Annotated in this window: 15 protein-coding genes and 1 tRNA gene; 7 read left to right on the top strand and 9 right to left on the bottom strand. The window is 45.0% G+C overall.

Annotation, left to right across the window (positions count from 1 at the left end; genetic code table 11):
- The first annotated feature begins 134 nt into the window (after window positions 1-134).
- Window positions 135-1,280 carry a CO2 hydration protein gene (locus tag F6J94_RS00650; RefSeq protein WP_293035939.1) on the top strand — a complete coding sequence of 382 codons (1,146 nt, stop codon included), beginning with the start codon at window positions 135-137 and terminating at the stop codon, window positions 1,278-1,280.
- On the opposite strand, the gene F6J94_RS00645 is transcribed toward F6J94_RS00650, so the two are convergent.
- The 6 genes from F6J94_RS00645 to psbZ form a co-directional block, all read right to left on the bottom strand.
- Entirely contained in the window at window positions 1,277-2,545 is a 1,269-nt protein-coding gene (locus tag F6J94_RS00645; protein WP_293018932.1) for a glutamate-5-semialdehyde dehydrogenase, read from the bottom strand. The two genes, F6J94_RS00650 and F6J94_RS00645, sit on opposite strands and share 4 nt — an antisense overlap.
- A 6-nt stretch (window positions 2,546-2,551) precedes the next feature.
- Window positions 2,552-2,959: a hypothetical protein gene (locus tag F6J94_RS00640; protein ID WP_293018933.1), complete on the bottom strand. Its 408-nt coding sequence runs from the start codon at window positions 2,957-2,959 to the stop codon at window positions 2,552-2,554.
- Between the two features lie 68 nt (window positions 2,960-3,027).
- Window positions 3,028-4,314 (bottom strand): RNA-guided endonuclease IscB, encoded by a 1,287-nt coding sequence (iscB, locus tag F6J94_RS00635; RefSeq protein WP_293018935.1) that lies wholly within the window; start codon window positions 4,312-4,314, stop codon window positions 3,028-3,030.
- A 428-nt stretch (window positions 4,315-4,742) separates the two neighbouring features.
- Window positions 4,743-4,814: transfer RNA gene (locus tag F6J94_RS00630), tRNA-Gly, on the bottom strand.
- A 112-nt stretch (window positions 4,815-4,926) separates the two neighbouring features.
- Window positions 4,927-5,514: a 6,7-dimethyl-8-ribityllumazine synthase gene (ribH, locus tag F6J94_RS00625; RefSeq protein ID WP_293035875.1), complete on the bottom strand. Its 588-nt coding sequence runs from the start codon at window positions 5,512-5,514 to the stop codon at window positions 4,927-4,929.
- Window positions 5,515-5,575: 61 nt separating this feature from the next.
- Window positions 5,576-5,764 (bottom strand): photosystem II reaction center protein PsbZ, encoded by a 189-nt coding sequence (gene psbZ, locus F6J94_RS00620; RefSeq protein WP_070394766.1) that lies wholly within the window; start codon window positions 5,762-5,764, stop codon window positions 5,576-5,578.
- Between the two features lie 330 nt (window positions 5,765-6,094).
- Here psbZ and F6J94_RS00615 point away from each other — a divergent pair, with 330 nt between their 5' ends.
- From F6J94_RS00615 to F6J94_RS00605, 3 genes are read left to right on the top strand one after another with little or no spacing between them, the layout of a single operon-like run.
- A complete protein-coding gene (locus tag F6J94_RS00615; RefSeq protein ID WP_293035873.1) occupies window positions 6,095-9,154 on the top strand; it encodes a CBS domain-containing protein in 3,060 nt (1,019 codons plus the stop codon).
- 41 nt (window positions 9,155-9,195) lie between these two features.
- Window positions 9,196-10,353: a histidinol-phosphate transaminase gene (locus tag F6J94_RS00610; protein ID WP_293035871.1), complete on the top strand. Its 1,158-nt coding sequence runs from the start codon at window positions 9,196-9,198 to the stop codon at window positions 10,351-10,353.
- Window positions 10,354-10,384: 31 nt separating this feature from the next.
- Window positions 10,385-10,567, top strand: coding sequence for a hypothetical protein (locus F6J94_RS00605; RefSeq protein WP_293035869.1), 183 nt, complete (start codon window positions 10,385-10,387; stop codon window positions 10,565-10,567).
- A 68-nt stretch (window positions 10,568-10,635) separates the two neighbouring features.
- Here F6J94_RS00605 and F6J94_RS00600 read toward each other — a convergent pair whose 3' ends face one another.
- The 3 genes from F6J94_RS00600 to F6J94_RS00590 form a co-directional block, all read right to left on the bottom strand.
- Window positions 10,636-11,085, bottom strand: a complete 450-nt coding sequence (locus tag F6J94_RS00600) for a helix-turn-helix domain-containing protein (RefSeq protein WP_293035867.1) — start codon at window positions 11,083-11,085, stop codon at window positions 10,636-10,638.
- 102 nt (window positions 11,086-11,187) lie between these two features.
- Entirely contained in the window at window positions 11,188-11,418 is a 231-nt protein-coding gene (locus F6J94_RS00595; protein ID WP_293029790.1) for a hypothetical protein, read from the bottom strand.
- 75 nt (window positions 11,419-11,493) lie between these two features.
- Window positions 11,494-11,622: a hypothetical protein gene (locus F6J94_RS00590; RefSeq protein ID WP_293035865.1), complete on the bottom strand. Its 129-nt coding sequence runs from the start codon at window positions 11,620-11,622 to the stop codon at window positions 11,494-11,496.
- A 142-nt stretch (window positions 11,623-11,764) separates the two neighbouring features.
- Between F6J94_RS00590 and F6J94_RS00585 the strand changes: the two genes are divergently transcribed.
- The 3 genes from F6J94_RS00585 to F6J94_RS00575 all read left to right on the top strand — a co-directional run bounded on the left by F6J94_RS00585 (window position 11,765) and on the right by F6J94_RS00575 (window position 14,211).
- Window positions 11,765-12,037, top strand: a complete 273-nt coding sequence (locus F6J94_RS00585; RefSeq protein ID WP_293035863.1) for a hypothetical protein — start codon at window positions 11,765-11,767, stop codon at window positions 12,035-12,037.
- A gap of 121 nt (window positions 12,038-12,158) precedes the next feature.
- Window positions 12,159-13,220 (top strand): Rpn family recombination-promoting nuclease/putative transposase, encoded by a 1,062-nt coding sequence (locus tag F6J94_RS00580; protein ID WP_367142140.1) that lies wholly within the window; start codon window positions 12,159-12,161, stop codon window positions 13,218-13,220.
- Window positions 13,221-13,299: 79 nt separating this feature from the next.
- Window positions 13,300-14,211: an Rpn family recombination-promoting nuclease/putative transposase gene (locus F6J94_RS00575; protein WP_293035861.1), complete on the top strand. Its 912-nt coding sequence runs from the start codon at window positions 13,300-13,302 to the stop codon at window positions 14,209-14,211.
- Window positions 14,212-14,249: the final 38 nt, after the last annotated feature.

The following is a 14,249-nucleotide window of genomic DNA, read 5'->3' as shown; positions in this document are numbered from 1 at the left end:
GAATTTAGAATTTAGAATTTAGAATTTAGAATTTAGAATTCTACATTCTGCATTCTTCATTCTACATTTTGACAGATAACCTTCAACAACCTTCACCCTTCACCCTTCACCCTTCACCCTTCACCCTAATTATTATGGTAGTTAGCCAGAAAACCAAACGAAAGCATCCCTTAGAGGAGTATATAAAGCGACTACAAACTGGTAGTGCCCTGCTATCGGATTCCCCAGAAAACCTGATGGAAGTAGTCGGTATACTTCACAGCTACGGCATTGTTTTAGATGCTTACTCCCGCAATCTTATCTACACTGCAGATCATCAATTTTTAGTATTTTTTCCCTTCTTTAAATACTTCAATGGCGACATTTCATTCTCAAAGCTTTTACGTCATTGGTGGCACGACCGAATTAACTTTGAGTACGCTGAATACTGTATGCGCTCGATGTTATGGCACGGTGGTGGGGGCTTAGATACTCATCTCGATACCGATGAATTTGAGCAGCGATGTGCCGAAGCAATTCAGGCAAAGTTTAAGAGCAATCCCTTGATGCTGGGAATGAACAAGCTATTTCCTGAATTCCTGCCCGAACAAGTGCGAATGCTTGCCTATACCAGTGGATTAGGGCAATTCTGGCGGGTGATGAGTGATATATTCATGTCCCTATCTCAGGGCTATGACGAAGGGGAAATTAAGTCGATTCCCCAAGTAGTAGACCATATTAAAGCAGGGTTAGTCGCAGCAGCAAACAAACCCATTACCTATGCCCCTCAGATTGGCGCTCAAAGGTATGAGATTATTCCCGAATCGGTTGGTTTGACTTTCTTGTCTGATACAGGAGTACCCTATGTAGAGGCAATTTTCTTCCGGGGAACACCCTTTCTGGGGACAGTATCTCTGAATGCCCAAGCCTACCAGATTTCCCCAGATCAAACCCGATTTACCTATGGCGCATTGTATGCTGACCCATTGCCTATTGGTGGTGCTGGAATTCCACCGACATTGCTGATGCAGGATATGAGGCATTATCTACCCAAGTATCTCAGCGATTTTTTTATGCGATCGCATCGGGGTGAAATTGACTTGCGGGTCAAAATTTGCCAAACTTTCCAGAAATCTATGTTTTGTGTCACTACAGCTGCGATTTTGGGGCTAGCACCTCATCCGATGGATACCACGGATCCTGCTGAACTTGAGGAAAATCGAGCCTATTTGGAATACTGGATGGATCGATTGATCCCCTCCCGCTTAAGAGCAGCCAATGGTCAAATGACCAACGCCTAAAACTGCCCATTACCCTGAACTACGTGTTTAAGGGTAGTGAGAGTCTCCAGGCTAATCATGCCGCGAGAATGTCCTTTTTGATTAGACATACCTAGAAACACGGAGTCTCCTGGTTGCGGATTCCGTGAAAATCTTGGTGAAGAATTAATGTAAACCGATGCACTATCTACACCTAAGGCAAACTGACGGCTTTCCTGATAAGAATCTGTCACCAGGCAGTCAGCATGACCACTACTATATTGATTAATCCAAGCAATGCCTGATTCTATAGAATCTACCACTTTCAACGCAATAGTTTTGGTCAAGTAGGCTTGACCCCACTCGGATTCTGCTGCCAAGGTCAATTGTTCAGGAAACTTAGCCACTAGATTGGCATCACCTCTGAGTTCAAAACCGTTTTCCTTGAGGTTGTTCAACAGGGTAACTAAGGCAGAGGTTTTTTGATTCTGATTAATCAGAATTTTTTCAATAGCATTGACGGGATCCGGCTGACTGGCGTGGCTATCTAAAACCATATGCCTAAGCAGATCGACGTTACCATTAGCAGACCAGTAAAGGTAGCAGTTACCAATGGCCGATTGCAAAACTGGTGCAGTTGATTGCTGGATCACCTGCTTGAGCAGGGTTGGTCGTCCGTGGGGAATTACCAAATTCAGATATGGATTTTGAGTGACCAAATCCCGAATCGAAGCTCCCTGTCCAGAGGGGAATAGTTCCAGACATCCCGTTGGCAAACCGACCTCATCCAAAGCATTTTGCAACGCTTGAGCAATCACCTGGTTAGATTGACTGGCTTCGCTACTGCCTTTGAGAATCAGGGAGTTACCAGTTTTGAGACAAAAGCCTGCGGCAATTGCACCTAGTTCAGGGAATGCCTCATAAATTAGAGCAATCACTCCCAACGGCATTAGCTGACAGTAGGTCTGAGATTGGTCAGTTTGATAGGAAGCGTTCATTACCCGCCGGATTGGATCAGATAACTTTCCAATCCTTTCCAGGATCCCGATAGCCATCTGTAGCCTTTCTGGTGTTAGCTTCAGCCAGTCCAAAATTAGGTCTGGCACTGCCATGTCCCTACTGGTTTCCAGATCTAGGGTGTTAGCTTCCAAAATATCATCAAAGGAATTTCGCATTCCTTGAGCCATGGCCTCGATGCCACGAGAGCGCTCTTCTCCCTTGGTGTTTGCCAATGCCCGAGAAGCATGGTGGACACTGGCCATTAAATCATGTAACTTCGAGGCCTTGCTCCCAGAGTCTGTGTTCATTGTTTATTAACGCCGGTAAGCTAGCCAAACCATCATAGCCGGAAGTACTGCTAGCAGTACTGCCAGTAATGCCCAGACTATGATACCTGGCCCTTTTTGGGAGTGAAGTGCCAAAGGCAACCAGACAATCAGCAGAACTAATACAATACCCAACGCTACAGGTAAGTAGCTTTCCCCAAGACTACCATGGATTGTATTCCAACGATGTCCTGTCCAACGCCAAGCTTTTTTATAGGGGTAGTGGGTGGATAGTTGCTCAATCACATAACCACTTTCGTCTACCACAAAAATTTGCTGACAGCGATGGCAGCCAAGGGCTTCTGTCAGTGTAATTGGCACTAAATGACCCCGACGCCGACAAGGGCAGGGATACTCAGAGTTTAAGTCAATCTTTTGACCTTTTTGAGATTGCACAAGCGTTATTAAAAACCAAAAGACATCTGGATGGGATAGGACGATTATTCCCAGGTAATTCCTGGTATTTATTTGCAAAAGTTGTAAACGTATCCATCTTTTTTATGGACTTTAGTCAAATTTTTAACGTGTAAGCTCACGGCCTTTTTCCCTGGAACTGTGTAATTGAAAGAATTGCTTTTACTCCTAGGGTTGACTCTTCCAAACTCACCGGTTAACACATTCTTGGCTATATCTCCACTGCACCAGCCCTTAATCGGCTTTAATGGGTTGTGCCTAATGGGATAGCCATACTTATTGAGCGCTGCCTTCTGTCTACCTCCCTGCCCTTTGCAGGTAACTAATAGTGGTTGATTTGTCCTTAACCATAAAGGCTCAATATCCCCAACACAGGCAGCGTCAATCCAATGCTCTTTAGGAAAACCTAACTTAGTCCGGTTGTACTTGGTTTGTGCTCCGGTTCCAGTAACCACAGACTTGATTGCTCGAAGCACTTTTACTAATTTTTGGCGAGTTGCATTGACTGCCGCTGCATCTTTCAATGGTTGTTTGGCTTTGGTCTTGATTTTCTGAAGTAAGCTTGGTTTCTTGTTCAAAAACTCTTCTATTGGTTTATTACCTTTCCGTTGATTACATTTCTCGCAGGCTAGACAAAGATTGCTCACCCGATTACTTCCTCCCTTAGACTTTGGGTGAATGTGTTCGATTTGCAATGGTACGGATTGTTTACCGCAGTAAGTGCATTCCCTTCCCCATTTTTCTAGTAAGTACTCTCTCACCTCATATCCGCGTCGCTCACCTTGCTGGTACTCAACGCCGCTGATTTCAGGATTCTGCATCTTTTGAGCATCAAATTTAACTCTTTCGATCCAAATCTCGTTAACCGGACAAAATTTGATTAATCGTTTTACCCAAGTCTCAATAGTCAAAATCCTATGCTCTAAACTAGGTGGAAGCCAGCCCTCTGAACGTTTGCGGTTAAGGAATCTTGGCTTTCTGTAACGGGTATTGCGATTACGTCTTCGGTGTCTTACAGCTCTTCTAGATTCTAGTTTTTTCTTGATTAGTCCTCCCCTGTGCTCTAATTCCATTCCCCAAATAACCTGATTGTTTTGGACTAGAGCAAACCCAGTGACCTGGCTACCAGGATCAATTTTTAGTTGACAGTTGGTAACAACAGGATTCTCGTTCGCGCAGCGTCGGCTTTGCAGAATCGCAGTTTTCAAAATAATAGTAAAAGGGTACATCCTAAAAACCGCCGCTTTGCCTTTGTCTAATAACCTTCGTGCCTTCTTTGGTGGAATGGGGTTTAATGGTTGTTTGTTTGTGTCAATGACAAATACATAATTCTGCATTTTTAGTGCATCTCAATTCGGTAATGTTTTCCTCGACAAGGTTGTAATAGCTTGTTAGGTTAACCACACATTTGCCTTCACCTTAATGGTTAACGATAGAGCCAGGGACTGGAGTTCATCCTTGGGTATCTTGACCAAAACAACGTAGGAAACAAATCCTTAGTCTGCAACCTAGTCGGCAATCCCAGAAATTACCGGGAATTGCCTAGGCTTAAACTAGGTGGTTAGGTTTATCAAAAAACCTTTAATTGGTTGGTAGTGCTGCTTGATTTAATTAAATATAGGGACACTACAAAGCCAAGCATGTCCCCATCTATTATATAAGCTTATTCATTGCCACGGTTGGCATCAAGTGGGATGCTTAAGCTTAACACAGCCTCCCTCAGGTTCCCTTACTCTAGGTCTGACAGGTTTATTTACTATTCGCAAGCGGGTAACGCGATTCGAACGCGCGACATTCACCTTGGCAAGGTGACGCTCTACCACTGAGCTATACCCGCACCTCAACTTATCTCCTTCTAGTATGTCAGATCCGCCAAAATTTGTCAACCCCTTCTACTGAGTTTTTAGATTCAAGAAAATTAGGAAAATGTTCCAAGATTAACTCATATGTTAGGAATCAGGGTCAGATTCTGAAGCAATTGTCCAATTTGTCGAGAATGGTAGAGTTTGTTGGCCTAAAGTTCCCTGCTCAGACTCTTCATAGCCTAATATTGACTCTTGACCCCGAAAACTCCGGATCAGGTTAGCCATTTCTATGGCATTCATGGCATAATCCCAACCTTTATTGCTCTTGATTCCCGCCCGTTCTAGAGCTTGCTGCATGGTATCTACGGTTAGAATACCAAAAATAACAGGTACCCCGGTTTGAAAACCGGCAGCAGCAATGCCCTTAGCTACTTCAGCAGCGACGTAATCAAAATGGGGAGTTTGACCCCGAATCACTGATCCCAAGCAAATCACTGCATCATAACGACCGCTAAGAGCAGCTTGCCGAGCCATCAATGAAATTTCAAAGCTACCCGGTACCCAAATATAGTCAACTTGAGTACCTTGGGGATTGGGATCAATGCCATGGCGTTTTAAGCAATCTTTACACCCCTCTAAGAGTTTACCTGTCACTAGGTCATTAAAGCGACCAATGATAATCGCAAACCTCAGGGAGGTAGATGACGTAAAATTTCCCTCGAAAACTGCCATGACTATCGTTCTAAAGGCTGATTACAGTAATAATTTAGGTCTAGCTGAGGGCAATTATAACCTAAACCACCAAAAAGTTGAGGGCACCGACTAGAAGCACTAGAAGCACCCAGACCCCTGAACCAAGCCAAAGCAAGCGTTTTGATTGCTCCCAGTTCTGAGGTGTGGCATAAGCTACTGGTACACCGACTACCAAGACAAATGACAATAGGACTAGGGCAGTGAGTAATAGTTGGAATATAATAGTCATTTTCTGTGCTGATACCTTGACGCTAAACTTTCCTAAAACTTGTTTAAAACAGGCTAATGCCTAGCTAAGCACTATAGATTTTACCAGATGGTTTTACCTTTTCTGCCAAAATTTGTTGCAATCAATGCAGTTTGAACTTTCCGATCCAGGTGATGAGTGCGAGGAGTGTGGGGAATGTGGGGAGTGTAGGGATAGGGAATAAAGGGTTAAAACCGTGTAAACTATTGATAGATTAATAGCATCAATCAAAGTCAAAAGGGAGAGATGAGGAGATGGGCAGATGAAATTGATGTGTAGCCGTAATCCGCGAGAATTGGTAAGGTAATCATTATGGATCTGATTTTGTGTCATACCACCGTTGACTTTGATGCCCTAGGAGCAGCTGTAGGACTGACTCGCCTCAAGCCAGGAGCCAAAGCTGTACTAACTGGGGGGACTCATCCGGCTGTAAGAGATTTTTTGGCACTGCATCGGGATGAGTATGCCCTGATCGAGCGCCGCTCTGTACAATTGGCTCAGATTAATTCCGTAATTATTGTAGATACTCAAAAACGCGATCGCTTAGGGAAAGCAGCTGAGTGGTTAGACTTACCACAGTTAAAGGCTATTGAAATTTACGACCATCATCCTGTACCCCAAACTGATATCCCGGCTACCTATACACAGATTGAACCTGTCGGAGCAACCACCACCTTAATTGTGGAGCAATTACAGCAATCCCAAATCCAGTTAACTACTGCTGAAGCCACGGTGATGGCATTGGGAATCCATCTCGATACAGGTTCCCTGACCTTTGACCAGACAACACCAAGAGATGGGGCGGCTTTGACCTGGTTAATGGAGCAGGGAGCTAATCTGCGGCAGATAGCTCAGTATGTTGAGCCAGGGCTATCTCCTCAATTGGAAAAATTATTTAGGCAATCTCTAGACCTTTTGCAGCGACAAACCCACTTGGGTTACACCATTTCTTGGGTATTCCTCAAGACTCCTGGGCATTTGCCTGGCTTATCCAGTTTGGCATCACGCTTACTAGAAGTAACTGAAAGCGATGCCCTGCTTTTGGGGGCTGAGTATAAACGAAAGTCAAAAGAGGAAACCTTACAACCGGCAGATTTACCAGTTGTAAGGTTTCAGGTTGAAGGTTATTCACCGTTGCCGGTTGGCGGTTTAACGGTTGAAGGTTCTGGAAATTATTATAACAAGCAAAATTCCAAAATACAACCTCCAAGCCAAAATAACCTTGAAACTCAATCCCAGACTAACTTTCAACCAAATAACCTTCAACCAAATAACCTTCAACCAAATAACCTTCAACCAAATAACCTTCAACCAAATAACCTTCAACCAAATAACCTTCAACCTTCAACCGACACTAACCTACCCTACTCGAAGGCCAAGGGTGAACAACTGTCAACCTCAGTTACAAAGCTGACTATAATTGGGCGGACGCGAATTGAGGGGACGGATTTGAACCAGTTGTTGCAACCCCTAGGAGGGGGTGGACATTCCCAAGCCGCTGCGGTTACCTTACGAGACTGTGATGCCCAGACAATCCTAGAGCAGCTGGTCAACCAACTAAAAGACCAAATTCCCCAACCTCTGACCGCTCGGGATTTAATGTCCTCCCCCGTGCGCACCATTCGCCCCAATACCAAGATTAACGAAGCCCAGAGAATTTTGTTGCGCTATGGTCATTCGGGGCTTTCAGTAGTAGATCAACTAGACCAGCTGGTGGGAATTATCTCTCGAAGAGACCTGGATTTAGCCTTGCACCACGGTTTTGGCCATGCCCCAGTCAAGGGCTACATGACGAAGGATGTTAAGACCATTACTCCGGAAACCTCGATGGCAGACATTCAGTCCTTGATGGTGACTTACGATATTGGGCGTTTACCCGTTCTAGAGGATGGGCAACTAATGGGGATTGTGACCCGCACTGATGTATTGCGGCAACTGTTTCAGGAAGATACGAGGTTGAAGGTTAAGCAGTTGAAGGTTGATGGGTCAAACCTGAAACCGGCTAACCTGAAACCAGCTAACATCAAACCTCTGTTGGCTTCGCCCCTATGGGAACTTCTGACCATAGCTGCCGAGAAAGCTCAGGAGCGGGGTTGGCATCTCTACCTAGTTGGGGGAGCTGTCAGAGACTTGTTACTAGCGGATGGGAAAAAGCCACTACTCCTAAATGATATAGACTTGGTTGTCGATGGCTTTCACCGCTCAGCGGATGCGATCGCAGGAGTCACCCTGGCCAAGGAACTCCGGAAAATTTACCGTAAGGTGCGCTTGGAAGTACACGGGTCTTTTCAAACCGCTGCGTTGCTATGGCATAATGACCCGACATTTGGCTCCCTTTGTGTAGATATTGCCACTGCTCGTACCGAGTTTTATCCTTATCCCGCCGCCAATCCTCAAGTCGAAGCTAGTTCCATTCGTCAAGACCTTTACCGCCGAGACTTTACCATCAACGCCATGGCGGCAAGGCTGACAAAGGTTAATCCCCAATCTCAATTGCCCCTGTTGGACTTTTTTGGGGGTATGTTAGATTTGCGATCGCATAAAATTCGAGTCCTACACGCCAATAGCTTTATTGAAGACCCAACCCGAATCTATCGAGCGGTAAGGTTTGCGGTGCGATTGGGATTTGAAATTGAACCCCAAACCAGGGAATATATCCACTATGCCATTGAAAGTGGGGTATATCAGCGCACCCTAGCCGAAAACACCAAAGTACCAGCACTCCAAACCCGACTCAAAGCAGAACTTAACTATATGTTGCAAGCCCCCTACTGGCAACCAGCATTGCAGTTATTGTCCTCATTGGGAGCGTTGCAGTGTCTTCATCCTACCCTGACCCTAGATAAACCATTATGGTGGCGAGTGCGTTTGGTTGGGCGCTGGCTACAGAGATTTGACCCAAAGCAAACCTTAAGGCACTGGCAGATGCGTTTGGAAGTATTAATTGCCGATCTAGCACCAGACGAACGGGTTAAGGTGGCCAAGAATTTACAGTTGCCCGTAGACAGTGTTGAGCGTCTTCAAAAACTTGAGGGATTGCAAGCCGATTTCCTAGAATCTCTACCAACATGCCAGCTCAAGAGTCAAATCGTCCACATGTTGCGCGAGTATAAATTACCTACCTTAGTATTGATTGGGGTGCATAGTCCTAGAGGGATCCGACGCAACATTTGGCAGTATCTCACCACTTGGAGGAATGTTAAAGCGCCACTGGATGGCAATGATCTCAGAAAGTTAGGCTATAAGCCAGGAGCACACTATCGGGAAATTCTGGATGCACTCTTAGACGCCACCCTAGACAGGGTGATTCAGGATCAGGCTGAGGCTAAAGCATTTCTAGCCATACACTATCCACCTGTTGACAAAAAATAAGCTAAAAGGTATAAAGGCAAACCGAAAACACAGAACTGATAATGCTAGAATTCATCCGCTCTGATCTATCCGAATTAACCGCCTACACACCTCATCCTGGGGGCGAGGAAGGGAAAAAACCAGAATCAACTGTTCCCCTAGATCGCCTGGATACCAATGAATGCCCCTTTGACTTACCAGCAGAGTTAAAGGAAAAATTGGCTTGGAGCTATCAACAGCTGATTGAAGCTAATCGATATCCCGATGGTGGACATGGGGAACTCAAAAATGCGATCGCAGAATACGTTAACGAATCGGCTGCCCTAGAAAAGGTAGTAACAGCAAACCAGATTTCCGTAGGCAACGGTTCCGATGAACTAATTCGTTCTATTTTAATAGCCACCTGCTTAGGAGGAGAAGGCTCGATCCTAATCGCTAATCCCACCTTCTCGATGTATTCTATACTCGCACAGACCTTAGGAATACCAGTAGTGAGTGTCGGGCGTCGGGAAGAAAACTTTCAAATCAAGATCGACGATGCCCAAGCAGCCATTGAACAGACCGTAACAGAAACCTCGACCCAAGGACCACCAATACGAGTAGTATTTGTGGTTCATCCTAACTCTCCCACCGCCAACCCCTTGACTCCCCAGGAATTAGAGTGGCTACGTGGTCTAACAGAGACTATTTTAGTAGTTATTGATGAAGCCTACTTTGAATTCAGCCAAGCATCAGTAGTCTCAGAATTAGCCGACCATCCCAACTGGATAGTATTGAGGACATTTTCCAAAGCATTTCGTTTAGCTACTCACCGTGTTGGTTATAGCATCGCTCACCCAGAACTAATTGCTGCTCTCGAAAAAATTCGCTTACCCTACAACTTACCCAGTTTTTCCCAAGCTGCTGCCATACTCGCTCTCAATCACAGACAAACTCTGCTAGCATCAATTCCTGAGATTATCGCTGAGCGAGATAAGTTACTAAAAGCCCTATCAGAACATCCAGCCTTACAGGTTTGGCCAAGTGCTTCTAACTTCATCTACCTGCGTCTAGCACAATCCGGCAACGAGTCTACTAGCAAAGACCTGACTCAGGTAACTCAGGCTATGAAAGATCAAGGCACCCTAATACGTCATACTGGAGGAGGATTGCGGATCACCGTAGGCTCTCCTGAGGAGAATACTCGTACATTGCAACGATTACAAGGAGTTCTCGCCTAATTTACTTATACCCTAATTTACTTATACCAAGTTGCGCTCAAACGTACAACTTTCTCTTCCGCCAATCTCCCTATCTCCCTATCTCCCTATCTCCCAATCTCCCTATCTCCCCATCTCCCTATCTCCCTATCTCCCTATCTCCCTATCTCCCTATCTCCCTATCTCCCTACCTCGTCCCGCCCGTTTTGTGTCCTTTCAGACCTCCTTCCCGTAGCGTGAGCAAAGGTCAATCGCTCTTTTCTACCAGTTGTCTGAGACCTTCCCCTCAAAACCTGCATCCCATCACCCAGGCATAATCAGGCTTTGAGGCACTTGTGTCCGGCAGTCAGGGTCAATCCACAAACGAGCACCACAATCAAGGGGATTATCCGGCTGATAAACAATCTTACAAGGACCAAGGATTTCCACCTCATTACCGTAGAGATTAGTGCCCTTTCGTTTTACTGAAATCACTGGCTTCCGGTCTTTGGGACTTTTCTTGATATTCGAGCCAATGTGATTGCGATTGACATTAATCTTCGCTAAAGCTGGCGGACGACTAGTGCGCCATTTCCCCTTTGGTCCACGATTACCTTTAGTAATTTGTGGCAAATGGTTGAACAGAGGAATAATCCAGAATTTCCCGCTTTTATAGGCACCCCGGACCCGACCCTTCTCTAGGAGTTGGCGCAATCTTCGAGAGGAAATTCCTAATAGAGATGCTGCTTCAGTAGTTCCAACGCACTTGTTCATCAGTGGACTCTCCCTTAACTATTCCGATAATACTATTTTAATGGATAAAAGGAAAATTGACAACTTGAGGGAATTTAGAATTTAGAATTTAGAATTTAGAATTCAGAATTGGGAATCGGGAATCGGGAATCGGGAGTCGGGAATCGGGAATCGGGAAGAAACGGAAGAGTTTAGGATACTCGGTGGATGCGTTCGCGTAGCGGCTCCAAAGGAGCATCGCGTAGCGGCTCCAAAGGAGCATCGCGTAGCGTGGCCTACGGCCAATCCCGTAGCGGCTTGGAGTATCGCGCAGCGTGACCAAAGGTCAATCGCGTAGCAGCTCCAAGCTCCCATCACATATAGTTATATACAAAAATTAACTAATTAATTAGTTGGGTACACAGGATTTTTCCCCACTCCACTACTCCACTACTCCCTGCTCCCTACTCCCTGCTCCCTACTCCCTGCTCCCGATTCCCGACTCCCGATTCCCCACTCCCGACTCCCGATTCCCTGTTCCCTGTTCCCTACTCCCAAATTTGTTACAAAAGTTTTCACAAAATGTTATAATCAAGGTTTTTTTGTGCTATAATAAAAATACCGTGGACGCTAAAACGTTCCACGGTAAGAGCCAGCCGCTGATTTTTCCCGGGTCTCCGGCTGGCTCTAGAGCCCCAGTTAAGGAGATACCTAATATTTTATGTCGTACTCTCAACGCCTATATCCATGGGCAATCATTCGTCTATTGCCTAAAGCGATGCAGCGCGGTCTTGGGGGTTTCCCCCATGAGCGACTGCATCAAGACATGCAGCGGGTGGTTGTTCGTCGTTTCCGCAACCGTTCTGATGCTGAGGGTCACTTGCAGGCCCTTAAACGGCTGATGCCTGATCAAAAATTTATTATTATCTTCGATTTAGGAGACCCTATAGACGGCGAGTCTAATGACGGCGAGTCTAATGACGTTGAATCTTAAGAAGCAGGAAGTTTAGGAAGTCTGAAAAGCCCAGCTCTTCACTAATCAAATTTTAGTTGAACCCCAGAAATAGTCCTGGATGTAACTCAGTAATTAATCTTGATTTGGTAAATTAGACCTCTTGCAAAAGTATTTTTATGATAGTGTTTACGTCAATTCTTGTCCACTGTTCCCTGTTCCCTATTCCCTGTTCCCGACTTCTGCAAGAAGTCTATTGTATTGTATGGCAAAACCTGTAGATATTGGTAGCAAACGCCTAATCAGTCTCGCTCCTAATGCTTGGGTGCAATGGGTAACCGGTAATCCCCAAGTGCGGGCATCTCAGTTACTTGATGCTGAGTTTCAATGGATTAGTCGCGAAAGCGATGTGATTGTCAAAGCTTCTAGTCCTGAACATCAAGAATTTCTGATTCTCAATGAATTACAACTACGCTATGACCAGAACATGCCTCAGAGAATGCGCAATTATGTGGCTTTAGCTGAGGAAAAATACAACCTATCCGCTTATCCAGTATTAATTAACATCTTGCCGCCCCCAGCCACAGTCACAATCGTTGACTGTTACGACAGGGAATTTATGGGATTAAAGGCGCGTCAAGATTATCGGGTAATTAATCTCTGGGAAGTAGAGGCGGAATTAGTATTAGAACAACCTTTGCCTCCCCTATTTCCATTTGTCCCAATCTTATTTGGAGGTGGTAGCGAATCAAAATTGCGGTCAGCGGTGCAGGCTTTACGAGCAGATCAAACCTTGAATCAACTAGAACCGCTCTTAGCGTTCTTTGCTAGTTTTGTGCTAGAGATACCTTTAATTCAACAAATCATGAGGTGGGATATGACAGTATTACGAGAATCACCCTGGTATCAAGAGATTTTACAAGAGGGTCTTGCTCAAGGCATCCAACAAGGCATTGAACAAGGAATTGAACAAGGGATTGAACAAGGGATTGAACAAGGGATTGAACAAGGGATTGAACAAGGGATTGAACAAGGGATTGAACAAGGCATCCAACAAGAACGTCGAGGGAGTTTAGAGCGCATCCTTAAACTGCGATTTTCAGAGATTCCTGTCGAGATATCCGTCAGAATTCAAGCCTTAACTCTCGAACAATTAGAAGAGTTGATGGCCACAGCATTAACGGTTAACTCCCTAGATGAGTTTAGTGAACATTTGCCCAATTAATTAAATAAGGCCACACCCCACCTCGACCGTGGGGTGGGCGTAACTCAATATTTAGTCTTGATTCGATCAATTGTATTGTATGGCAAAACCTGTAGATATTGGTAGCAAACGCTTAATCAGTCTCGCTCCTAATGCTTGGGTGCAATGGGTAACCGGTAATCCCCAAGTGCGGGCATCTCAGTTACTCGATGCTGAGTTTCAATGGATTAGTCGCGAAAGCGATGTGATTCTAAAAGCGTCTAGTCCTGAACACTCGGAATTTCTGATTCTCAATGAATTACAACTACGCTATGACCAGAACATGCCTCAGAGAATGCGCAATTATGTGGCTTTAGCTGAGGAGAAATACAACCTATCCGCTTATCCAGTATTAATTAACATCTTGCCGCCCCCATCCACAGTCACAATTGTTGATTGTTACGACAAGGAATTCATGGGATTAAAAGCGCGTCAAGATTATCGGGTAATTAATCTCTGGGAAGTAGATGCTGAATTAGTATTAGAACAACCTTTGCCTCCCCTATTTCCATTTGTCCCAATCTTATTTGGAGGTGGTAGTGAATCGAAATTGCGGTCAGCGGTGCAGGCGCTACGAGCGGATCAAACCTTGAATCAACTAGAACCGTTGTTAGCTTTTTTTGCTAGCTTTGTCCTAGAGATACCTTTAATTCAACAAATCATGAGGTGGGATATGACAGTATTACGAGAATCACCCTGGTATCAAGAGATTTTACAAGAGGGTCTTGCTCAAGGGATTGAACAAGGGATTGAACAAGGGATTGAACAAGGGATTGAACAAGGGATTGAACAAGGCATCCAACAAGAACGTCGAGGGAGTTTAGAGCGCATCCTTAAACTGCGATTTTCAGAGATTCCTGTCGAGATATCCGTCAGAATTCAAGCCTTAACTCTCGAACAATTAGAAGAGTTGATGGCCACAGCATTAACGGTTAACTCCCTAGATGAGTTTAGTGAACATTTGCCCAATTAATTAAATAAGGCCACACCCCACCTCGACCGTGGGGTGGG

Origin of the sequence: Moorena sp. SIO1F2 (assembly GCF_010672755.1) — a bacterium.
GTDB lineage: Bacteria > Cyanobacteriota > Cyanobacteriia > Cyanobacteriales > Coleofasciculaceae > Moorena.
The sequence above is the reverse complement of the archived record's forward strand: the minus strand, read 5'-3'. Positions and strand labels throughout refer to the sequence as shown.

Coding starts and splice junctions, on each gene's coding strand:
- F6J94_RS00585 (WP_293035863.1), top strand. CDS start 11,765: ATGTCGTACTCTCAACGCCTATATCCATGGGCAATCATTCGTCTATTG.
- F6J94_RS00600 (WP_293035867.1), bottom strand. CDS start 11,085: ATGAACAAGTGCGTTGGAACTACTGAAGCAGCATCTCTATTAGGAATT.
- psbZ (WP_070394766.1), bottom strand. CDS start 5,764: ATGACTATTATATTCCAACTATTACTCACTGCCCTAGTCCTATTGTCA.
- F6J94_RS00575 (WP_293035861.1), top strand. CDS start 13,300: ATGGCAAAACCTGTAGATATTGGTAGCAAACGCTTAATCAGTCTCGCT.
- F6J94_RS00615 (WP_293035873.1), top strand. CDS start 6,095: ATGGATCTGATTTTGTGTCATACCACCGTTGACTTTGATGCCCTAGGA.
- F6J94_RS00645 (WP_293018932.1), bottom strand. CDS start 2,545: ATGAACACAGACTCTGGGAGCAAGGCCTCGAAGTTACATGATTTAATG.
- iscB (WP_293018935.1), bottom strand. CDS start 4,314: ATGCAGAATTATGTATTTGTCATTGACACAAACAAACAACCATTAAAC.
- ribH (WP_293035875.1), bottom strand. CDS start 5,514: ATGGCAGTTTTCGAGGGAAATTTTACGTCATCTACCTCCCTGAGGTTT.
- F6J94_RS00650 (WP_293035939.1), top strand. CDS start 135: ATGGTAGTTAGCCAGAAAACCAAACGAAAGCATCCCTTAGAGGAGTAT.
- F6J94_RS00595 (WP_293029790.1), bottom strand. CDS start 11,418: ATGGGAGCTTGGAGCTGCTACGCGATTGACCTTTGGTCACGCTGCGCG.
- F6J94_RS00610 (WP_293035871.1), top strand. CDS start 9,196: ATGCTAGAATTCATCCGCTCTGATCTATCCGAATTAACCGCCTACACA.